The organism is Thermoanaerobacter sp. X514 (assembly GCF_000019065.1).
GTDB lineage: Bacteria > Bacillota > Thermoanaerobacteria > Thermoanaerobacterales > Thermoanaerobacteraceae > Thermoanaerobacter > Thermoanaerobacter pseudethanolicus.
Map to the genome: position 1 here is coordinate 2,052,525 of NC_010320.1, position 21,473 is coordinate 2,073,997.

The window sequence follows — 21,473 nt, forward strand, 5'->3', positions numbered from 1 at the left end:
AATTACCCCCCGTGGTTTTTTGTATGAATGACACTGTATATCAACAATATGATACGCTTTTTTTGTATAAAAGTCAAATTTAACCTTAAAAATAATTAGTTCTGTAAAATCGTCTCATTTTTAAGCATATAAATAGCAGCTTGAGTTCTGTCCTTCACATCTAATTTTTTAAAAATATTGTAAACATGGTTCTTGACAGTTTTCTCGCTTAAAAATAGTTTTTGTGCAATTTCTTTATTGCTATACCCTTTAGAAATAAGTTTGAGAATTTCTATTTCCCTTGGTGTTAGGTCTTTTTTCAAGGTTTCCTGATCTATGTTATCTATTTCTTCCATTAAAGAAGGATGAATATAAACTCCTCCATTGTAAATAGTCTTTATTGCTTTTATTAAATCGTCATATTCCGCATCCTTTAATATGTACCCTTCTACTCCTAATTTAAGCGCTTCCAAAAGATACTCCCTATCATTGTAAATAGTTAAAAACAACACTTTACTTGGATGTTTTTCTTCTTTTAACATTTTTGCTGCCTTTATACCATTCATCACAGGCATATTCACATCCATAAGTATTAAATCAGGCATAAATTTCTTTGCAAGTTTATAAGCCTCTTCCCCATTCGAAGCCTGAGAGATAACTTTTATATCTTTTTCCATTTCAATAAGCTGGACTAACCCTTTTCTTATCAAAGCATGGTCATCAGCCACCAACAATCTGATCATCCTCAACACCCCTTACAGGTATAGAAATATAAATTTGAGTACCATTATTTTTAAAACTGCTTATTTCAAATTTACCGTTTAAAATTTCTATTCTTTCCCTCATGCCCATCAGACCATATCCTTGCCCAATATTTTCTTTATCAAATCCAATGCCATCGTCTTTGATAATTATGCTGATAAATCGCATGCCAAACTCAAATTTAACAGAGGCATTTTTTGCCTTGGAATGTTTTTTTATATTTGTAAGAGCCTCTTGTACTACTCTAAAACAAGTTATTTCAATCTCGGGACTAAGTCTCTTGTAATCCGACAAAACACTAAAATCTACAAATATGCCTGTCTCCTCCGAAAAATTTTTTATATACCTGGATAGTGCTGGAATAAGACCTAAATCATCAAGAGCAGAAGGTCTTAAGTCATATATTATTTTCCTTACTTCTTTTAGAGATTGTTGTACAATATTTTTTAGATTTTTAAGTTCTATTTTCGCCTGTTCAATATCTTTGGTTATCAATTTTTCACAAAGTTCAGATTTCGATAACACGTTTGCCATCGCTTGCGCAGGGCCATCGTGAATCTCCCTTGCAATTCTTTTTCGTTCCTCTTCCTGTGCTTCAATAATTTTTACACTCAAAGCTCGTTTGTCTTTCAATTGCTCTAATTGAGTATTCATTTTTTTTAAATCCCTATTTAAATAATTGAGAGCTACATTAATTTGAGAAACAAGCTTTTCAGCTTTTTCTATAATAGCCTTATTGTCTACAAGTTTCCTCTCCAGTTCGTTTCTTTTTTCTATTAATTCTTTTTCCTCCCGCCTTTTTAACGCTAACTCTATTTGAGCCTCTTTTGCCTCTTCATAAGCTTCTCTTATAGCTTGTTCAGATAGGTGCCCAAATTGTTTACTTACAAATGCGAGTTTTAGCCTGCACTTTTTTTCTTTCCTTTCACACAGCTCTACTTCTTTTATGACATTTATAACTTGGATTTTCAGTTCTTCTAATTGCGCTTCTAATCTTCTCGCCTCTTCTTTTGCTTTTTCTAAAATATCAAAAATTTGTTCTTTACTGCTTTCAATTACTTCTATTGTTTTTTCTACAATATTATCCAATCGTTTTTTATAAGTGACTTCTACATTGGCATTCATTTAATTCACCTCTTTGAGCACCATCTTTTTAATAATTCGACAAAAAACAAAAAAATCCTGCATTTTAAAGAAAAAATTGCTAAGTTATAAGAAAGCAAAAAAAAATACCCTTCTCGGGTAATCTTTATCTTTAATTGGTGGAGATGAGGAGATTCGAACTCCTGACCCCCTGCTTGCAAGGCAGGTGCTCTCCCAACTGAGCTACACCCCCACTCATCACACGTTTTTTATTATATCACATTATCAAAAAAATTCAATAGTTATTTTTGTATTTCTATATTTGAATTTGGAGATTGAGGCACAGGAATTGTAAATTTATCTCCATTTACATCCACATAGCTTGAAGGCACATCTCCAACTATTATACTTTCTGCAATAGGCATGTGAAGTGTAACAGTTATTTTTTCTGAGGCTAAAGGCGCAATTATTCGTATCGTAGTTTGAATATCTAAATATATCCTATGCCTTGTTTGATTTATTCCAGCTGGTTCAAACTGTGAGCTAAAATCAACATCTACCGCTCCAACTGGCAAAAGCCCTACTTTTATCCGGGGCCCTGTATTAGCGAATAAATCAGTAGAAAAAACTAAACCTAAAGGAATTTTAGCATAGAGAGGACCTAAATTATTTAAATTTTCTTTTACTTCTTTTGTAATCTTAGAAGCTAACAAGTTCATTTCAATAGTATTTGCCTGTAACATTGACACTTTTCCATTGTTATCTGTTCTTACATAAATTAAATCTTTATACTCTATTCCTTTTAATACTTTTTCATTTAATGCATCATTTATAGTATTTACAGCTGTTTCTTTTGCTAAAGTTTCACTTGCTGCTATAATAGCCGGTTTTAATCGATATTCTGTAAAATAGTATAAAATCACAAATAAAACAGCTATGTAAATCAAATATATGTAAAACGAATTAACCCGCCTCAGTCCCCATTTTTTCCTTTTCAAGCAAAACACCTCCCCTACATTTTATGTTAGATGAGGTGTTTTGGTTACTCCTTTTTTATTTTTTTATAAAAATCATGTTCTGTCATAACAGATATCCCGTTTCCCTTTAAAATACTTGTGGTAATTCCATCTCCCTCTATCAAATTTCCCGAAAAAGTGCCATCGTAAATTTCTCCACAGCCGCAAGAGGGGCTTTTAGCCTTAAAAATTGCCTCCTTTATTTTATACATTTTAGCAATTTTTAAAGTCTCATAGGCTCCTCTATAGAAATATTCTGTAACCTCTTCTCCTTCAATGTTAAAAACCTTATCACCTTTTATCTCAGAAGGTAGACGCGGAGTTGGAAGTCCACCTAATTGCTCAGGGCAAACTAAAATAGCCTTTCCTTCTTCTACTAATTTTTTTATTTCTTCTTTTTCATTGTTTCCTTCATCGTATTTACAGTTAACTCCGGCAAGACAAGCACTTACCAAATACATTTTACCATCCCCTATTTATTGGCTAATTCTACTATTGTAACACCGTCTCCTCCTTCACCGTATTTACCTAATCTAAAAGATTTAACATGCTTATTGCTTCTTAAAAATTGTGATATCCCTGTCCTTAACACCCCTGTACCACGTCCGTGAATAATTGTCACCTCCTTAAGTCCAGCTAAATAAGCATCGTCTATATATTTTTCCACCTCTAATAAAGCATCGTCAAGGTTTTTACCTCTTACATCTATGGAAGTGCTTATAGATTGAGACTTTTCGTGTACAAATTTGCTGTAGCCTTTTTTTACTTCCTCCTCTTCTTTCTCCTCTGCTACCCTCAAATTACTTATATGAACTGTCATCTTTAAAATTCCTGCCTGCACTTCTACATTTCCCGATTTGTCAGGAAGAGAAAGTACAATCCCATTTTGGTCCAAAGGTACTATATAGACTGTCTGTCCCTCTTTTAAATTATCAGGGATTCTGCTGTAGTGAGCCTCTTTAGGCTTTAAAACTTCTTCTTCTAATTCTTCTAAATTTTTCTTTAATTCTTCTCTTACTTCTTGTATTATCCTGTCTTTATTTTGTGTGCTTTCTTCTGCCTCTCTTATCTTTTTGATTATTTCTTCAGCAGTAAATTTCGCTTCTTGTATTATTTTCCTCGCCTTTTCTTTCGCCTCTTTTAATATTTTATCCCTTTCACTTTGCAATTTTTTCTTTTCTTTTTCTAATTCCTCTTTTAAAATTTCCACATCTTTCTTTAAAAAAGCTATTTCGTGATTTGCCTTTTCCAATTCCCTTCGTTTACTTTCGACGTCTGCAATTATGTCTTCAAATTTTAAAGCTTCTCCTGAAATATACTTTCTCGCATTTTCTATTATTTGCTGAGGAAGTCCCAATCTTTTAGATATTTCAAAGGCATTGCTTTTGCCAGGAAGGCTTATTATAAGTTTATAAGTAGGCTTTAAAGTTTCAACATCAAATTCCACACTGGCATTTTCTACTCCTGGAATTTTTAAGGCATACTGCTTTAGCTCACTATAATGAGTAGTGGCTATTGTCTTCGCACCAATCTTATGCAAGGTATCGAGAATACTCATAGCCAAAGCAGCACCTTCTATAGGATCTGTACCTGCCCCTAATTCATCTAACAAAACAAGGCAATTTTTGTTTACTTTTTGGAGTATACTTACAATATTCGTCATATGAGAAGAAAAAGTGCTTAAGCTTTGTTCAATACTCTGCTCATCTCCTATATCCACAAAAACTTCCTCAAATATTGAAACCTGTGACTTTTCTTCCGCAGGAATATTAAGCCCCGCCATTGCCATTAAAGTTAAAAGTCCCACTGTTTTTAAAGTTACAGTTTTCCCACCGGTATTAGGACCAGTAATGACTAAAGTATTAAATTGCTTTCCTATATGTATATCTATAGGAACAACTACTTCCTGATTTATGAGAGGATGCCTTGCTTTTTTTAAATTAATATATCCCATTGTGTTTAGCTCTGGCCTTACAGCTTTTAGCTTTAAAGAATATTTAGCCTTAGCAAATATAAAATCTAATTCTGAAACTATTTCAATGTCATTAAATAAAATTTGTGAATACTTTTTGACCTCTTGAGAAAGTTCAAAAAGTATTCTCTGTATCTCCTGCTTCTCTTTTAATTCCACTTGTCTCAATTCGTTGTTTAAGTCAACCACTTGCATAGGTTCAATAAAAAGAGTAGCACCACTGGAGGATTGGTCGTGGACGATACCTTTAAAAGTGCTGCGATATTCTTGTTTTACAGGTACAACGTATCTTCCCTGTCTTACAGTTATAATAGGCTCTTGCAATTCTTTTTGACGTGTAGAAATTATTGAATTCAATGTCGCCCTTATTTTTTCATTTATGCTCAATTTCTGCCTTCTTAAAGCTTTAAGCATTGGAGAAGCATCATCTGCTATTTCATCTTCTGAAATTATTATATTTTCAATCCTTTTTTCCAAATTTTTTATCGGTAAGACTTTTTTATCATATTCTTTTAACCTTACAAATCTATCACTTTCTTGAAGATTTTTAAAATAGCCTTTTATTTGGCTTACCAAGTTAAGAAATTTCTTTATCTTTAAAAGCTCTTGGTTATAAAGCACGGAATCTATTTGTGCTTTTTTTATATAATCCCTTATGTCCTCAAAAGCAAAAGAAATACCTCCATAGGAGGAAATAAAGCTAATTGCCTCATTCAGTAAATCTAATTCCCTCTCTATTTCCTCTATGTCTTTTTTTATGACAATATCTAAAGCTTTTTGTTTGCCTAAATCCGAATCACAATAGCCAACAATAAACTCCACTATCTTGTCAAATTCAAGACTTTTTATTGCTCTACTATTAATTCCCCTCACCATCACAAAACTCCTCTGTAAAAATGTCCTTTTGTATATTTTCCTTCTAAAATTTCAATTTCATTCCCTTTTAAAGCTTCAATATGCATTTTTAAAACTTTCTCTATTTCTTCATCTTCTTCTATTGTATCATGTATCCTCAAAAAAGAAAGTCCAGCTTGTTTAAGCTCCTTTATGCTTAACATTAAAAGCACATCTGCGTTTAAAATCTGCATCCTGCAAAAACCATTGCTTTTAAGAGGCATTAATTTGCCTTTTCTGTCTTTTAGAAAATAATAACCTTTTTCACACCTTTCTCTGTCACAGCCTACTAAATTCCTTATTGGACAATATTCCATTGTCATAAGAGGCAGTCTACCGTATATTAAAGCTTCAAATTTTACATCACTTCTTTTGGCAATATCTTTAATCTGCTCCAGCGTAAGTTCATAAGATAAAGTCACAGCGTAAGGTTTAACGTAATCTACAGCTAAATTGTTGAAAATATTTAAAGGATAATCTATAAATATCTCAAAGTCATAATTTTTTGCAATATGATAAAGCCCTAAATTTGAAACCAAAATTTTGTTTATCCCCATATCTTGTAAAAATTCTAATTGAGGCTTTATTCTTTTTATCTCTTCCCTCAATATAGAAGGAAAAGCAGGTATAACCGTTGTCTTTGAATCTTTTGTCAGTTCTAAACCTTTTTTTAAAAGTTTTATATCAAGCTTGTAATTGAAATAGACGTATTCTATACCCAATTGGCTGGCTATCTTCAAGTGCTCAACTTTATCAGTATAAAAAGTTAAACTCACTTTTTCCTTTTTCTCTTTAAAAGGAAGTAGACTAAAAAAGGTGTGTTTTTCTTCTCTTCTGTAATACTCTAACTTTTTCTTTTCTAACATTTCTATTGCTTTTCTTCGCGCCTCTTTTATTCCCTTTACAGACATGTAAAGGCCTTTTTCAACTACTACTTCTATTTCTTCTACGTAGAAGGCTGTGTCATTTATTTGAGTAAGTTTATCCTTCAAAAAATCTTCCTCAATAGAAACTTTTTCTGCTATCTGACTTATTTCATCACTATAAACTTCTACTGTATGAATTCCTTCTTGTATCTTTATATACAAAGGTTTGTCCTTTTTTAACTCCGCATAAATTTTTATAGGAATCTTTTTAGAAAGTAAGTTTTTCAGCTTGTCATTTAACAATACATCATAAGTTTTATTTAATATTTCTCCTTCTTTTACATAAAACTTAAGAGGTAGTTCTATTATGTCTCCTTCATAAGCTCTATCTACCTTCTTCCCATTTTTAAATATTATTTCAACTTTTTGTCCTTTTTCTCCTTTTTCATTAGAAATTCCATCACCTTTTGCAATATCCCTTAAAAGCCTCAGTCTTGAAGTTTTTGAAGTTACACTTATCACTTCTGCAGCAGCAACTCCCGTGTTTTTAGGTGAAAGATAACTCATTTTGGAGGGTTTAACCCCAAAAAGATAGCCAGTAGAAAATCCTCTATTAAAAATTCGAGACATCTCTTCTATAGCTTTACCTGAATCAAAAGTCCTTCCTTCATAAAAACTGTCAATAGCTTCTCTGTAGGCTTTTACAACAGAAGCGACGTACTCGGCATTTTTCATCCTACCTTCTATTTTAAAAGAAGTGATTCCCGCCTCAATGAGTTTTGGTATATGTTCTATAGTACATAAATCCGCCATACTCAAAAGGTGTAAATCCTTTTCTAAAACTTTTCCCTCTTTATCTACAAGAGAATACTTTAAACGGCAGGGTTGTGCACATCTTCCCCTGTTTCCGCTTCTTCCTCCTAGTATACTACTCATAAAGCATTGTCCAGAATAACTGACGCAGAGGGCTCCATGAACAAAGACTTCTATTTCAATGTTAGAATTTTGAACTATATCCTTTATTTCCTTTAATGTGAGCTCTCTTGATAAAATAACCCGGGAAACTCCCTTTTCAGCTAATTCTTGTACTCCTTCTAAATTATGAACTGTCATTTGTGTACTGGCATGAACTTTTAAATCAGGATAATTTTCTCGTAAAAACTTTAATACTCCCATATCCTGCACTATAACTGCATCAACACCTATAGAATACAAAAAATCTAAATAGTTGACCAGCTTTTCAAATTCTTCATTCGCTACAAGGGTATTTACAGTAACGTATACCTTGACATCTCTTAAATGGCAGAATTCTACAGCAGATTTTAAATCATCATAGTCAAAATTGGTTGCATAAGCTCTTGCACCAAAATTTTTTCCTCCTAGATACACTGCATCGCATCCTGCATTAACTGCACTCGTTAAAGCCTCATAATCTCCTGCTGGAGCTAATAATTCAACTTTTTTCATCCAATCACCTTTACTTTTCTTCATCAAAAGTTTCTATAAACTGCCGAAACTCTTCCTCTGTCTCTAAAAGCTGTTGTTTAGTTTTAGTAAGCTCCTCCTCTAATTGTTTTATATAGCGATTTTTTTCTTCTAATTCTGCTTTTAAAGAAAGCAATTCCTTTTTGATAGCATTATTTTCTTCTTTTGCAATAAAAAGTTCATCTGCAATATTTAAAGACGACAAAAGTAGTAGTTGCATTTGTGATAACTTTTCGTAGTTTTGGAGCAATTCTTTAATTACATTGTCTACATAATTGGCAAGTTTTATTACATGCTCTTCAGGATAATCAGATTTTAAAATATATTCATTCCCATTGATAATCACGGTAACTTTATTTAACTCCACAAAAACATCCCCTTAATCTTTTGTTATTTTATTTACTTCTACATTAAAGTGCAATTTCCTTCTTAATTAAGATAAAAGATAAAAAAGGCTGTAAAATTGCCTTTTTTATCTTAATTTGGCTCCTAATTTTTTGTCAAGAGCCTCTACAATGTTGTTGTGAATTACATTTACTTCTTCATCTGTCAAAGTCCTTCCATAAGACCTATACCAGATAGAGAAAGCAACGCTTTTTTTGCCTTCAGGGATGTTAGGACCTTTGTAAACATCAAATAATTCGACTTTATCTATAAGTTTTCCTCCTGTTTCAAGTATAACTTTTTCCACAGCTTTTACAAAAATATCTCCATCTACTAAAACTGCTATATCCCTTTCTACAGCTGGATACTTGGGAAGAGGCATGTACCTATTTTCTACATTAGCATATTGTATTACTTTATCTAAGTTTATTTCTCCACCGTAGACTCTAACAGGTATGTCGTAATTTTCTAAAACATCAGGGTGTATTTCTCCAAATATACCTAATGTTTCGTCACCTAGGAGAATTTTTGCAGACCTTCCTGGATGATATGAAGGATCTTCTGCCCTTACATATTCTACTCCTTTTATACCCATTACTTCAAAAAGTGCTTCTATTACTCCTTTTAATGAGTAAAAATCCACATCTTTCCCGTACATTCCTATTGCAATAGTCTTTATTTCCTGTGGTAATTCTTTTAAGGGTAATTCTTTTGGCATAAAGATTTTAGATATTTCAAAAACTTTGAAATCTTGTACTTTTCTACTATAGTTGGTATAAGCTACATTCAATATAAAAGGCAGTAGAGTAGTTCTCATAAGGCTTTGGTCTTCCCCAAGAGGATTTATAATTTTGACTGCTTTTCTAAGAGGGCTATCTAAAGGTACGTTTATTTTGTCTAAATCCTTGTGTCCCATAAAAGACATAGTGACAATTTCATTTAATCCACAAGCCAATAGAACTTCTCTTGCTTTTTCTTCTAGTCGTTGCTCTTTGGTCAACGCTCCTAATGTAGTTTGAGCATTTTTCATTAAACTGTCTTCAATATTGTTATAGCCAAAGAGTCTTGCTATTTCTTCGGCAATATCTGCCTCTATTGTAACATCTCTTCTAAAGTGAGGTACCGTTACTTCAAGGTCATCGCCTTTTTGCACAACTTTAAACTCTAAAGACTCCAATATTTCAATCATTTGAGATGTCGGAAGGTCTGTGCCTAAAAATCTATTAATTCTGTGAGGATTTACAGTTAAAACTGTTTTTTCAATTGGCTTTGGATACTCGTCCACAAGCCCTTTTAAAACTGTACCGCCACAGTATTTTTCCATAAGCTGTGCTGCTCTTTCACAAGCTAAAACTGTAATCTCTGGGTCTAAACCTTTTTCAAATCTTGAAGAAGCTTCACTTCTTAAACCCAATTTCTTAGAAGTATGCCTTATATTGCTTCCTTTAAAATTAGCACTTTCTATTAAAATATTTACAGTAGTATCAGTTATCTCTGTATTTTCTCCTCCCATTACGCCAGCCAAACCTATAGCTTCCTTCTCATCAGCAATAACCAACATTGAGCTGTCTAAAATCCTCTCTTTTCCATCCAATGTAACTAATTTTTCTCCTTCTCTTGCCCTTCTCACTATTATGTGCTTGTTTTCAACTTTGTCCAAATCAAAAGCGTGTAAGGGTTGACCTAATTCCAACATCACATAGTTTGTAACATCCACCACGTTATTTATAGGTCTTATTCCCGCTTTCAAAAGACGCATCTGCATCCACATAGGAGAAGGACCTATCTTCACATTCTTAACGACCCTTGCCACATATCTAAAGCATAAATCCGTAGCCTCAATAGTCACTTTTGCAGGATTTTGTTCTTCGCTTTCATTAACTTCTACCACTGGCATTTTAAATTTTTTCTTAAAAGTCGCAGCTACCTCTCTCGCTATTCCTACCATTGACAAACAATCAGGTCTGTTGGGCGTTATCTCAAATTCCAATACATCGTCTTTTAGCTGAAGAGCTTCATTTATATCCATTCCTAATGGAAAAGGTGGTAATATAAAAATTCCGTTTCTTTGATATTCTGGCAGCAGGCTTTCATCAAGTCCTAGCTCTTCAGCAGAACACATCATGCCATTGGATTCTATTCCTCTTAATTTGCCTCTTTTTATCTTAACTCCTCCAGGAAGAGTTGCGCCATGAAGTGCTACTGGTATGTAATCCCCCACTTTAATATTTTGTGCTCCGGTTACAATTTGTAGTTTTTCAGTGCCTACATCTACAATACCAACTAACAATTTATCAGCATTAGGGTGCTTTTCTAATGAAATAATTTTCCCTACCACCACATTTGAAATTTCTTTCCCATAACTTGTTATAGTCTCTACCTTTGACCCTGACATAGTAAGGCCTTCAGCAATAGCTTTCGCATCTTCATCTATATCGACAAACTCTTTCAACCACAAAAGTGATACTAACATACGACCACCCCTTTAAAACTGTTGTATAAACCTTAAATCATTTTCAAAAAGAAACCTTAAATCATCTATTCCGTATTTCAGCATTGTAATCCTATCTATTCCCAAGCCAAAAGCAAATCCACTATATTTTTCAGGATCAATACCAGACATTCTCAAGACATTAGGATGTACCATCCCTGCTCCCAAAATTTCAATCCAACCAGTATATCCGCAAACTCTACAACCTTTTCCACCACAAGCAAAACAGCTCACATCCATTTCTGCACTGGGCTCTGTAAAAGGAAAATAATGAGGTCTAAATTTGGTTTGAGTGTCTTCTCCAAAAAACTTTTTCGCAAATATATTTAAAACTCCTTTTAAATCTCCCATTGTTATTCCTTCATCTACTACAAGCCCTTCCATCTGATGAAACACTGGGGAGTGAGTTGCATCTATCTCATCAGACCTATAAACCCTTCCAGGAGATATAACCCTTATTGGAGGCTTATTTTTCTCCATAGTCCTTACTTGTACCGGGGATGTTTGAGTCCTCAAAAGTATATCAGAAGTCACATAAAAGGTATCCTGTAAGTCTCTAGCTGGATGGTCCTCTGGAGTATTTAATGCCTCAAAGTTGTAATAAGTAAACTCTATTTCTGGCCCTTCTGCAATAGAAAAGCCTAATCCTAAAAATATCTTTTTAATTTCATCCAATACTTGTGTCATGGGATGTTTGTGACCGTACTCATAAGGTTTACCCGGCATAGTTATGTCTATGTACTCACTTTTTATTCTCTTTTCTTTTTCTAATTGGGCAATTTTATTTTTTGTTTCTGTGAGTAATCCCTCAATTTTTTCTCTTACTTCATTGGCAATTTGACCAATCAATGGTCTTTCTTCAGGCCTTAAATTTTTCATTCCTCTTAAAATCTGTGTCAATTCACCCTTTTTGCCCAAGTATTTGACTCTTAAGTTTTCAATTTGTTGTAAACTATCGGCTGACAAAATCTCCCTTTGTGCATTTTCATAAAGCTTGCGCAACAATTCCTCCATATATCTCAACCCCTCTTTTAGCGTATTAGTTAAAATAAAAAATCCTCCGTCAATAGGACGAAGAATCCGCGGTACCACCTACATTAGCATTTTATAAAAAATGCTCACTCATTTGGTTAACGGCATGACCGGCAATGCCTACTATTAGTTCAGCACGCTGCTCCGGAGGGAACTTTCCATTATCTACCTAACGATAACACTTTCAGTCTGCGGTGTTATCTCCCTGTGATTTTCGATAATGTACTTTACTCCTTCATAGCATTTTGCAATATTTTTTTAAAATTATACCATCCTAATTATTTTTTATCAACCTCTGCCTTTGAGATTCGTATAAAAATATACCAGCAGCGATTGAAACATTTAAAGACTCTGCCTCCCCTGTCATGGGTATTTTTACAAAGTCATCTACCAGGTCTACAACACTGACACCTTTCGCTTCATTCCCCAAAACAAAAGCTACTTTATCCGAAATATTGCACTCATGAACTAATTTCCGAGCTTTTAAGTGAGTTGCAAAAACTTTTATTCCTCTTTGCTTAAGTTTTAACAAAATTTGTGAAGCAGTAACTATGACAGGAATGTGAAAAATAGACCCCATGGATGCTCTTAAAACCTTTGGATTAAAAACATCTACACAGTTGTTTATAGTAAAAATAGCACTAGCTCCAAATGCATCAGCCGTACGGATTATAGTACCTAAATTTCCTGGATCTTGAATATTGTCCGCTATAATATATATGCCTTTGTCTTTTATATAAGTATCTTCTTCATATTTTGGTATTTTTATAATTGCCATCACCATTTGTGGAGTTACTGTGTCACTTATTTTTTTAAAGACTCTTTCAGTAGTATGTACAATTTTAAAATTCCCTGTGGGAATATCTATTTTAACCCCTTCTCCCATAACTATGTACTCTATTTCAAAGTTACTTTTTAAAGCTTCCAATACACTTGTAGTACCCTCTACAAAAAACAGCCCTTCTTCGTATCGGCCCTTTTTGTCTTTTAACTTTTTTATTTTTTTTATAAGGTCATTGTTTTCACTCGTAATTAACATTCCCACCACTCTTTTATAAAATTAGTTAAAGCAAAAGGCCAAAAAACTGGCCTTATGCGTTTAAATGCTGCTTAGCTATATTTACTAATTCTTCGAAAGCTTTTTCATCGTGTATAGCCATTTCTGAAAGCATCTTCCTGTTAATTTCTATTCCAGCCTTTTTTAGTCCATTTATAAACCTGCTGTAGGAAATCCCATGAGCTCTTGCAGCAGCATTTATTCTTGTTATCCAAAGTCTTCTAAAATCTCTCTTTCTTAATTTCCTACCAATATAAGCGTACATTAAAGATTTCATTACTGCTTGATTAGCAACTCTAAAAAGTTTGCTTTTAGCTCCCCAATAACCTTTTGCCAGCTTTAATATTTTTTTGCGTCTTCTCCTCGTTACTTTGCCAAATTTTACTCTAGCCATTTTAAAAACCTCCTAATCTATTATGAATAAGGTAGTAAGCGTCTGATATTTTTAGCATCCCCACCTACTAAATAAGTAGCTTTTCTTAATCTTCTTTTTCTTTTTGCATTTTTATGGGTCAAAAGGTGACTTTTATAAGCTTTTGACCTTTTAACTTTTCCTGACTTTAATACTTTGAACCTTTTTGCTGCTCCTCTATGTGTTTTCATTTTAGGCATAAATATATCCTCCTTCTGTAATTGTTACTATTTTCTTGGTGTTAATACCATTATTAAATTCCTACCCTCCATATTAGGAGCTTTTTCTATAGCGCCATACTCATCAAGCTCTTCTGCAAACCTCTTTAAAAGGTCTTCTGCCAGTGAAGTATGAACAGCTTCTCTTCCTCTAAATCTTATAGTAACTTTTACCTTGTCACCTTCTTTTAAAAATTTAATAGCACTTCTCAACTTTACTCCAAAATCATGATCTTCAATATTTGGAGACATTCTTATTTCTTTAACATTTATCACCTTTTGCTTTTTCTTTGCCTCTTTCTCCCTCTTACTAAGCTCGTACCTGTACTTACCAAAATCCATCAATTTGCACACGGGCGGATTGGCTTGAGGGGCAATCTTAACCAAATCAAGATGTCGCTCTTGAGCAATTTTATAAGCTTCCTTTGCCGACATTATGCCAATTTGCTTTCCATCTTGGTCTATCAACCTTACCTCTTTGTCTCTTATTTCCTCATTGACCTGCAGCTCTTTGTTAATAAATACACACCTCCTAAGAATTATGAAAAAATAAAAGCGGATATAGAAATACCCGCTTCTTTATAACAAAACAACAATAACTACTTTTGAAAAAACCTTTGCACCCTCGGTGAAAGGTGAGAAGCGGGCGCTTCTACTTATTGCTTCTTTAGTTTATCATTATTTTATTTTTTTGTCAATATTTATTTTTATGCTTAGCAACTGCTCTGTCAAGTCACTCGTCTTGTGCAAAATGTCAACTCTATTAACTAGTCTACCGAAATTTTTCGCGAACTTTATGCTTACCTTTTTATTTTTAAAATCTAGAAATTTTTTACATACTCTAAATAAGCATCATAATTTTTCTTTAGTTCCTCAATTGAATCACCACCAAACTTTTTAAGGCATTCATCAGCAATCACCCAAGCGCATACCGCTTCTAATACACAGGCAGCAGCTTCTACAGCAGTTACATCAGACCTTTCATAGGCAGCTTTTACCTGTTTCTTTGAATTTATATCAATTGAATTAAGAGGTTTTAAAAGTGTAGGAATTGGCTTCATCGCAGCCTTTATAATTATAGGACTTCCATTTGAAATCCCGCCTTCAATTCCTCCTGCATTATTGGATTTTCTATAAAAACCTCTTTCTTTATCGTAGTATATTTCATCGTGAACTAAAGATCCAGGTCTTCTTGCTGCTTCAAATCCCAAGCCAAACTCTACTCCTTTTATAGCTTGTACACTCATGACATGATAAGCTAAAAGAGCATCCAGTTTCCTGTCCCATTGCACATGACTTCCCAATCCAATAGGCACACCTTCTATTATTATTTCTATTACACCACCTAAAGTATCTCCTTTTGATTTTGCCTCTTCAATAATCTTTGGCCACTCTTCTTCTACACTTATTCCACCTATTTCTAAAACTTTACTTTTTACGAATATATTTAACTCCTTGAGAAGTAATTTTGCGACGCTTCCTACTGCCACTCGCGCTGCTGTTTCTCGTGCACTGGAACGCTCCAAAACATTTCTTATATCCCTTTGATTATATTTTATTGCTCCTGAAAGGTCTGCATGACCAGGGCGAGGTCTTGTCATAGCTGGAACTATTTTACCCTTCCAATTTTCATAATCTTTGTTTATTATCTGTATAGCAAGAGGGGAACCAATTGTTTTCCCGTTGCTCACACCGCTTAAAACGTGGACTTTGTCCTCTTCAATTGCCATTCTTTTTCCTCTTCCATGTCCACCTTGTCTTCTTTTAAGCTCTTTATTTATAAAGTCTTCATCTATTAAAAGATTTGCAGGAAGACCTTCAATAACAGCAATTAATGCTTCTCCATGGGATTCACCTGCAGTAATATACCTCATACTTTTCCTCCTTACTTTGCTTCAACTTTTTTAATCTCATCTTCATAATTAGCTACTAAAAAGTACAAAATACTCACTACTATTCTTGCAATACCTGTTAAAATCATAAAAACTACATAACCAATTTGTGTATAAAGCCACATTCCAAACATAGGAGCAATAAAAGCAGCAATTTGGGTAATTAATGTAAAAACTGCTATGTAACTCATTTTTCCTGATGTAGGAGGTAAAAGTTCTAACAGCCAATTTAAAAGCAACATGTTATAACCTCCTACAGCTATACCCCCTAAAAAATCAAAAACAGCACCAACATAAAGGCTTTTAGTTGTAGCCCACATAAGAGGAATAAATCCTAGAAGCAATGCACTTAATGCAACAGTAAATCCGTTTCCTTTTTTGTTAGAAAGGTCAGCCCATTTATAAAAAGCTAAAATAGACCCAATCGAGGAAACAATAGTAAATATACTCATCCATCCGTTGTTAGCATGCAAAAAATTCACTTTATATACGGTAAATATAGGCCAAGCCATTATCCATGTAAAATAATATATAAAAGAAGTTATATTAAAATATATGAATTTTTTGGACTCCAACATGTTTTTAAAAGCTTCGTAAAAATTTGCGGGATTGGCTTCCTCCAAATCGCTTTCCACCACGTAAAACCTTGAAAAATAATAAGATTCTATTAATCCGAAAATAAATGCAATGGTAAATATTACTTGATAATTAATAGGAAATACTATATTATCAAGCAACCATCCTGTTACCAAAACTGTAATTGTTGCCACAATTGTCGTCCAAAAATTTCTGTCAGCGAAAACTTTACTTCTATATTCGTGAGGAATTAATTCACTCATAAAAGACTGCCAGCACATACCAACCGCCATAGAAGGTAAATTCATTACTCCTACTAATATGACTACAATCCACGGTTGGAACTCCTTATTAAAAAAGGGAGCAAGAGCAAGTAAAAAATAAAAAGCTCGTGCAATATAAAGAACAATATAAGCAAATTTATGAACATTCTTTAAGCTATTAATCAAGTAGGTCACAGGAATTACTCCAATTACCACCATAAGGGCGGGAAGAGAATTTAAAAGAGATACCTGAAAATCGTCGGCTCCTAATTTTATGGCATATATTCCAATAAAAGGGTTAACCATATTAAAGCCTATAGCCCATGCAAGACCATTTATCATATTCATTTTTATGTTGTATTTCAAATGCTTGTAAACCTCTAAGTTCTTTTTCATACCTCTCCCTCAAAATTGATATTTTAATTTTAGATTATCACGTTTTTTAAATTCTTTCAATAAACAATAAATCAAAATGCCCCTTAAAGGAGCATTTTGATTTTATAAAGCTTTTGTAGCGATTTCTTTAAGAATTTTTTCTATAAACTCACTTAAGGAAATAGCACCTAGATCCCCTTCTTTTCTTGACCTTAAAGATACTGTCCCTTGTTCTACTTCTTTATCCCCTACAATCAGCATATAGGGAATCTTTTGAAGTTGTGCCTCTCGTATTTTGTATCCTACTTTTTCATTTCTGTCGTCCAATTCAGCTCTTATGTCATTTTCCAACAGACGCCCATATACATTTTGGGCATAAGCATAGTGTTTATCAGATATAGGCAAAACTCTAACTTGTACTGGCGCCAGCCAAGTTGGGAAAGCCCCTGCAAAATGTTCAGTAAGAATTCCAATAAATCTTTCTATACTTCCGTAAATTACCCTGTGCAACATTATAGGTCTGTGTTTTTCTCCATCTGGGCCTATATACTCCAGTTCAAACCTTTCAGGCATCTGGAAATCTAATTGGATAGTTCCACATTGCCACGTACGACCTATGCTGTCTTTTAAATGAAAATCTATTTTGGGTCCGTAAAATGCACCATCCCCCTCATTAACTTTATATGGTAAATTCACGCGATTTAAAGCAGAAATCAAAGCATTTGTAGCCAATTCCCAGTCTTCATCAGACCCCATAGAATTTTCAGGACGTGTAGACAATTCAACAAAATACTCAAAGCCAAAAATTTTATAGAAATAATCCACTAAATTTATAACCCCTAAAATTTCATCTTCAACCTGCTCAGGAGTCATAAACAAGTGAGCATCATCCTGAGTAAAACTTCTTACTCTCATAAGCCCATGCAAAACTCCTGAGAGTTCATGTCTATGCACTAAACCCAATTCACAAAGTCTTAAGGGTAAATCTCTGTAACTGTGCATTGTAGACTTGTAAACAAGCATTGCTCCAGGACAATTCATAGGCTTTATTGCATAAGTCTCTCCGTCTATTTCAGTGAAATACATATTCTCTTTATAGTGGTCCCAGTGTCCTGACCTACGCCATAATTCTTCATTCAAAATTATAGGAGTTTTTATTTCCTGATAACCATGCTTTATATGTTCTTTTCGCCAAAAATCTTCTAAAATGTTTCTTATAATCATTCCCTTAGGATGGAAAAAAGGAAAACCTGGTCCTTCAGGGTGGATACTAAACAAATCTAACTCTTTCCCTAATTTTCTATGGTCTCTCTTTTTAGCTTCCTCTAACATATGTAAATATTGATCTAACATGCTTTTTTTAGGAAAGCTTATTCCATATATTCTTTGAAGCATTTTATTTTTTTCGTCGCCTTTCCAGTAGGCGCCAGCAACTGACAACAATTTAATAGTTTTTACCATGCCTGTTGACATAAGATGGGGCCCAGCACAAAGGTCAGTAAATTCTCCTTGCTTGTAAAAAGAAATTTCCTCCCCTTCTGGTATTTCTTCAATTAGCTCCACTTTATAAGGTTCACCTTTTTCCTCCATTAATTTTATTGCTTCATCCTTTGGAAGGACAAATCTTTCCAACTTATAATCTTCTTTTATAATTTTATTCATTTCCTGCTCTATAGCTTCAAAGTCTTCTGTAGTAAAAGGCCTATCTGTGTCGAAGTCATAGTAAAAGCCATTGTCTATAGCCGGACCAATTGCCAATTTCACATCTTTAAAAAGCCTTTTTACAGCTTGTGCTAAAATATGGGAAGAAGTGTGCCAATAAATTTTTTTTCCTTCTTCATCATCAAAAGTCAAAATTTCTAATTTTCCGTCCTCTTCAATTTTTGTATTAAGTTCCACTACTTTGCCATTAAACTTTCCACCGACGGCTTCTTTTGCTAATCTTTCACTTATACTTTTAGCTATTTCATAAACTGTCATACCCTTTTCAAATTCTCTTTGTGTGCCATCCTTTAATATTATAATCATTCAATTACCTCCTTTGTAAAATTTTTCTCTTAAATAAAAAACCTCTTACCCCGTAAAGAGGCAGAGGTTATCTGCGGTTCCACTCTTTTTTATACTCTGGTATTATATCGGAATAACCGTTCGGACTCATCATCCGCAGCTCCGGGGTGGTCTTCGATATTCAGAACATTTGAATGATCTCAGCCTATGTCATTCAATCTCTGTGATGTTCTTTAAATATCTACTTTCCCCCTCATTGCTTTAATATTTAATTTTTTAATCATTATATCTTCCTCTCGGACATTTGTCAATAATAACTTATAAAAATTGTATCACAATTGCTTGCAATACTCCTATTAGAAACCCTAAAACTCCCCCCATAATCTCTATCATATAAAGTTCACTGTGAGCAATTTTTATCACCACATCCTCCAATTTTTCTAATTTGAAGCTTTTTATTTTTTCCTCTACAATTTCTGATATTTTAAGTTTTGTTGAAATAATCTCTACCACTTCATTAGAAGGAGAATTTAAAAATACTTCTACTTCTCTATTTATAATATCACCAATGTAGTTTGATATCATCTCTTTTATAGCCTTGGGAAGAAAAGAAGGAAGCTTATTTTCTGTAACTTCTTTAACTTTTAAGTCCAAATTCGATAATAGAAACTTGCGATTTTCTTCTGTTAAAAGCCTGTCCCATAAATCATTAAAAGATAACAATTCTCTTTCCACAATTTCACCTATTGATTTAGCAATTTCATATTTTCTTTTAGGGATAAGTCCTTGTAATGTAATACCAAAAATTTTTACGGGTTTCAAAGGCTTAAATAGCATTTTAACGGCGACAAAATTCGTAAGCCATCCAATAGCCGCTCCTACAAAAGCTAAAAATAGCATCCTTATTAAAAATTGCATTCCACCACCTCTAAATTTTAAAAAATCACAAATATAATAATATCAGATTTTGACGAATTTTAAAACCCAGCTTTAAAAGCTGGGCTATTTTTCACATTTAATCTTTGAACACAATTCACAGCCATAACAAATTTCTACTTTGTCATTAAAAACTTTTTTAACCGTCTCTAGAATTTCATTATCTCTCATATTGTTAATAGAATGAAAAAATATTTTTTTAGGAGCAATGGTTATAAGCGTGCTCATCAAAGCATCTTCATCACTTATAACACCATCTTTTAATTCAGTAACTATTTCATTAATAAAATCATTAGATATTGGTTTGTTATTTTCATCATAAAGTTTAAATTTGCCATTTTTATCGACAATGATATTCAATATTTCAACTTTTGAATCCTGTAATTCGACGAAGTATTTAAGTAAACCTATAAACTCGTTGTACTCTTTTTTCATTAAAAATTCATCAACAGCTTTGTCTGTTACTTCGCTAAGTTCACCAATAAAATCCCTCAGTCTAAAGTTCACAAACCCTTCTAAGTCTATATAATCACTCTCTTTTAAAAAATCTCTTACCAATACAAAAATTTGCTCTTTTTTTGCTAATTTAAATGTCTCTTTATTCACATCATCTTCCAAAATATTGTAAGCGATTTTTTCTATTTCCTCCTTTTCATCTTCTGAAAAATAATGGTAATATTTATTGATTAATTTTTTTATTATCCGTTTGTCAATTTGGTTAACAATTATATCTGAAATAGCTTCCGCTATATAATTTCTTATTCTCGCAACATTGCTAAAGCCTTGTTTATCCTCCACTTTTAAGCTATAATAGGTAACTGAGCCACATACATTAGAATTTATCGCAATCTTTATACCATTTTCAGCTAAATTTTTTAAGCCATGTTTTAAATTTTCTCCATCTAGTTTTAAATCCTTTGAAACACCTATGGAAAATAGTTGCAATTTTCTCACTCCCTTCGTTAATAGTATATGTGTCTTTTTATCATTTTTATCTGTTTTAAATCAGTGGAATGATGGAACCAATGTCTTTTATTTGTTTAAAAGTAAGATAAACAATTTCAATTCCTTTTTTATTTAAAAATTCAATAATTTTTTCATAATTTTTATGTGAATTGAATACACCAGTTACTGCTAATTTTTTCTCTCCTATAAGCCCCATTGCACCGCCAATAAACCCGTATTCAAAACCCTTTAAAAAAACACCTCCGGGTTCTATCAAAAGCGCTTCAAAACCATTGCTAACTGCTACCTCAAATATTCCTTTGTCTGAAGTTATAAAGCTATTATCATCTATGATTGCCATATTACATTTTGTATAACCTTGCTTTACATTTAAAAACTTGACACCTTTTTTTTCTAAGGACTCTCTTAAAACAGGATCTGTGTACTTGAAATTGTGAAAAGCTGTGTTTCCCAATCTTGCTACATTATATGCGATATCATAAGGATAGTTACGTTTCAAAAAAGTTTGTCCTATTTTTACTTTTAAACCTATTAATTTCAATTTGCGTATAAACTCTGGTGTCACATTGGGAGCTACAATGATTTCTCTGTCTCCTAAGGGATGCAAAAGTATATCGGGATGAAAAGAAATGGCATCGTATAAATCTGCACATTTTTCAGTATATAAGACTTTTATCCCTAACTTAGACAAACTATCTCCAATTTCCCTCTCTCTTCCATCAATTACAACCCATTTAAAATTGCCATGGGGAACAAAGGGATTAGACATTTTTTCACCTCTTTTATACAAAGATAGGGCATACTGTT

19 protein-coding genes, 1 tRNA gene and 3 other annotated features are annotated in these 21,473 nt (G+C 33.3%); all 20 genes read right to left on the minus strand.

The window, feature by feature from the left end; genetic code table 11:
* Positions 1 to 95: 95 nt before the first annotated feature.
* A complete protein-coding gene (locus TETH514_RS10250) occupies positions 96 to 722 on the minus strand; it encodes a response regulator transcription factor (protein ID WP_012268762.1) in 627 nt (208 codons plus the stop codon).
* Positions 700 to 1,866 (minus strand): sensor histidine kinase, encoded by a 1,167-nt coding sequence (locus TETH514_RS10255; protein ID WP_009052572.1) that lies wholly within the window; start codon positions 1,864 to 1,866, stop codon positions 700 to 702. The genes TETH514_RS10250 and TETH514_RS10255 overlap by 23 nt, the downstream gene beginning before the upstream one ends.
* A 135-nt stretch (positions 1,867 to 2,001) precedes the next feature.
* Positions 2,002 to 2,077 (minus strand) — tRNA-Ala (locus TETH514_RS10260).
* 49 nt (positions 2,078 to 2,126) lie between these two features.
* Entirely contained in the window at positions 2,127 to 2,822 is a 696-nt protein-coding gene (gene yunB, locus TETH514_RS10265) for a sporulation protein YunB (RefSeq protein WP_003867250.1), read from the minus strand.
* A gap of 44 nt (positions 2,823 to 2,866) precedes the next feature.
* Positions 2,867 to 3,301, minus strand: coding sequence for a DUF523 domain-containing protein (locus TETH514_RS10270; protein WP_009052573.1), 435 nt, complete (start codon positions 3,299 to 3,301; stop codon positions 2,867 to 2,869).
* Positions 3,302 to 3,312: 11 nt separating this feature from the next.
* Positions 3,313 to 5,688, minus strand: a complete 2,376-nt coding sequence (locus TETH514_RS10275; protein WP_009052574.1) for an endonuclease MutS2 — start codon at positions 5,686 to 5,688, stop codon at positions 3,313 to 3,315.
* On the minus strand, positions 5,688 to 8,039 hold the full coding sequence (locus TETH514_RS10280) for a DUF3656 domain-containing protein (protein WP_009052575.1): 2,352 nt from the start codon (positions 8,037 to 8,039) through the stop codon (positions 5,688 to 5,690). The genes TETH514_RS10275 and TETH514_RS10280 overlap by 1 nt, the downstream gene beginning before the upstream one ends.
* 10 nt (positions 8,040 to 8,049) lie before the next feature.
* Positions 8,050 to 8,424 (minus strand): cell division protein ZapA, encoded by a 375-nt coding sequence (gene zapA, locus TETH514_RS10285; protein WP_003867245.1) that lies wholly within the window; start codon positions 8,422 to 8,424, stop codon positions 8,050 to 8,052.
* Between the two features lie 105 nt (positions 8,425 to 8,529).
* Entirely contained in the window at positions 8,530 to 10,914 is a 2,385-nt protein-coding gene (gene pheT / locus TETH514_RS10290; protein ID WP_009052576.1) for a phenylalanine--tRNA ligase subunit beta, read from the minus strand.
* Positions 10,915 to 10,926: 12 nt separating this feature from the next.
* Positions 10,927 to 11,946: a phenylalanine--tRNA ligase subunit alpha gene (gene pheS / locus TETH514_RS10295; RefSeq protein WP_012268763.1), complete on the minus strand. Its 1,020-nt coding sequence runs from the start codon at positions 11,944 to 11,946 to the stop codon at positions 10,927 to 10,929.
* Between the two features lie 50 nt (positions 11,947 to 11,996).
* Positions 11,997 to 12,212: a binding site (T-box leader), on the minus strand.
* Positions 12,213 to 12,238: 26 nt separating this feature from the next.
* The gene (locus TETH514_RS10300) at positions 12,239 to 13,003 is read right to left on the minus strand and encodes an RNA methyltransferase (RefSeq protein ID WP_009052578.1); all 765 of its coding nucleotides are present in this window, start codon (positions 13,001 to 13,003) and stop codon (positions 12,239 to 12,241) included.
* A gap of 52 nt (positions 13,004 to 13,055) precedes the next feature.
* Positions 13,056 to 13,415, minus strand: a complete 360-nt coding sequence (gene rplT, locus TETH514_RS10305) for a 50S ribosomal protein L20 (RefSeq protein ID WP_009052579.1) — start codon at positions 13,413 to 13,415, stop codon at positions 13,056 to 13,058.
* Between the two features lie 20 nt (positions 13,416 to 13,435).
* Complete coding sequence (gene rpmI / locus TETH514_RS10310; protein ID WP_003867239.1) at positions 13,436 to 13,633, minus strand: 50S ribosomal protein L35; 198 nt, start codon at positions 13,631 to 13,633, stop codon at positions 13,436 to 13,438.
* 27 nt (positions 13,634 to 13,660) lie between these two features.
* Positions 13,661 to 14,212, minus strand: a complete 552-nt coding sequence (gene infC / locus TETH514_RS10315) for a translation initiation factor IF-3 (RefSeq protein WP_013150518.1) — start codon at positions 14,210 to 14,212, stop codon at positions 13,661 to 13,663.
* Positions 14,193 to 14,315 (minus strand) — a sequence feature (ribosomal protein L20 leader region). (Overlaps the previous gene by 20 nt.)
* Positions 14,316 to 14,472: 157 nt before the next feature.
* Positions 14,473 to 15,525, minus strand: coding sequence for a chorismate synthase (locus tag TETH514_RS10320; protein WP_009052581.1), 1,053 nt, complete (start codon positions 15,523 to 15,525; stop codon positions 14,473 to 14,475).
* 11 nt (positions 15,526 to 15,536) lie between these two features.
* On the minus strand, positions 15,537 to 16,778 hold the full coding sequence (locus TETH514_RS10325) for an MFS transporter (protein WP_009052582.1): 1,242 nt from the start codon (positions 16,776 to 16,778) through the stop codon (positions 15,537 to 15,539).
* Between the two features lie 102 nt (positions 16,779 to 16,880).
* Entirely contained in the window at positions 16,881 to 18,785 is a 1,905-nt protein-coding gene (gene thrS, locus TETH514_RS10330; protein WP_012268764.1) for a threonine--tRNA ligase, read from the minus strand.
* Between the two features lie 53 nt (positions 18,786 to 18,838).
* Positions 18,839 to 19,030 (minus strand) — a binding site (T-box leader).
* A 52-nt stretch (positions 19,031 to 19,082) separates the two neighbouring features.
* Complete coding sequence (locus tag TETH514_RS10335; protein ID WP_003867234.1) at positions 19,083 to 19,682, minus strand: DUF445 domain-containing protein; 600 nt, start codon at positions 19,680 to 19,682, stop codon at positions 19,083 to 19,085.
* A gap of 84 nt (positions 19,683 to 19,766) precedes the next feature.
* Positions 19,767 to 20,645 (minus strand): putative sporulation protein YtxC, encoded by an 879-nt coding sequence (gene ytxC, locus TETH514_RS10340; RefSeq protein WP_003867233.1) that lies wholly within the window; start codon positions 20,643 to 20,645, stop codon positions 19,767 to 19,769.
* A 55-nt stretch (positions 20,646 to 20,700) separates the two neighbouring features.
* A complete protein-coding gene (locus tag TETH514_RS10345; protein ID WP_003867232.1) occupies positions 20,701 to 21,435 on the minus strand; it encodes a DUF6873 family GME fold protein in 735 nt (244 codons plus the stop codon).
* Between the last annotated feature and the right edge of the window lie 38 nt (positions 21,436 to 21,473).

Coding starts and splice junctions, on each gene's coding strand:
- TETH514_RS10325 (WP_009052582.1), bottom strand. CDS start 16,778: ATGAAAAAGAACTTAGAGGTTTACAAGCATTTGAAATACAACATAAAA.
- TETH514_RS10250 (WP_012268762.1), bottom strand. CDS start 722: ATGATCAGATTGTTGGTGGCTGATGACCATGCTTTGATAAGAAAAGGG.
- TETH514_RS10255 (WP_009052572.1), bottom strand. CDS start 1,866: ATGAATGCCAATGTAGAAGTCACTTATAAAAAACGATTGGATAATATT.
- TETH514_RS10270 (WP_009052573.1), bottom strand. CDS start 3,301: ATGTATTTGGTAAGTGCTTGTCTTGCCGGAGTTAACTGTAAATACGAT.
- TETH514_RS10275 (WP_009052574.1), bottom strand. CDS start 5,688: ATGGTGAGGGGAATTAATAGTAGAGCAATAAAAAGTCTTGAATTTGAC.
- rpmI (WP_003867239.1), bottom strand. CDS start 13,633: ATGCCTAAAATGAAAACACATAGAGGAGCAGCAAAAAGGTTCAAAGTA.
- pheT (WP_009052576.1), bottom strand. CDS start 10,914: ATGTTAGTATCACTTTTGTGGTTGAAAGAGTTTGTCGATATAGATGAA.
- pheS (WP_012268763.1), bottom strand. CDS start 11,946: ATGGAGGAATTGTTGCGCAAGCTTTATGAAAATGCACAAAGGGAGATT.
- TETH514_RS10280 (WP_009052575.1), bottom strand. CDS start 8,039: ATGAAAAAAGTTGAATTATTAGCTCCAGCAGGAGATTATGAGGCTTTA.
- TETH514_RS10320 (WP_009052581.1), bottom strand. CDS start 15,525: ATGAGGTATATTACTGCAGGTGAATCCCATGGAGAAGCATTAATTGCT.
- TETH514_RS10335 (WP_003867234.1), bottom strand. CDS start 19,682: ATGCAATTTTTAATAAGGATGCTATTTTTAGCTTTTGTAGGAGCGGCT.
- thrS (WP_012268764.1), bottom strand. CDS start 18,785: ATGATTATAATATTAAAGGATGGCACACAAAGAGAATTTGAAAAGGGT.
- rplT (WP_009052579.1), bottom strand. CDS start 13,415: ATGGCTAGAGTAAAATTTGGCAAAGTAACGAGGAGAAGACGCAAAAAA.
- TETH514_RS10345 (WP_003867232.1), bottom strand. CDS start 21,435: ATGTCTAATCCCTTTGTTCCCCATGGCAATTTTAAATGGGTTGTAATT.
- TETH514_RS10300 (WP_009052578.1), bottom strand. CDS start 13,003: ATGTTAATTACGAGTGAAAACAATGACCTTATAAAAAAAATAAAAAAG.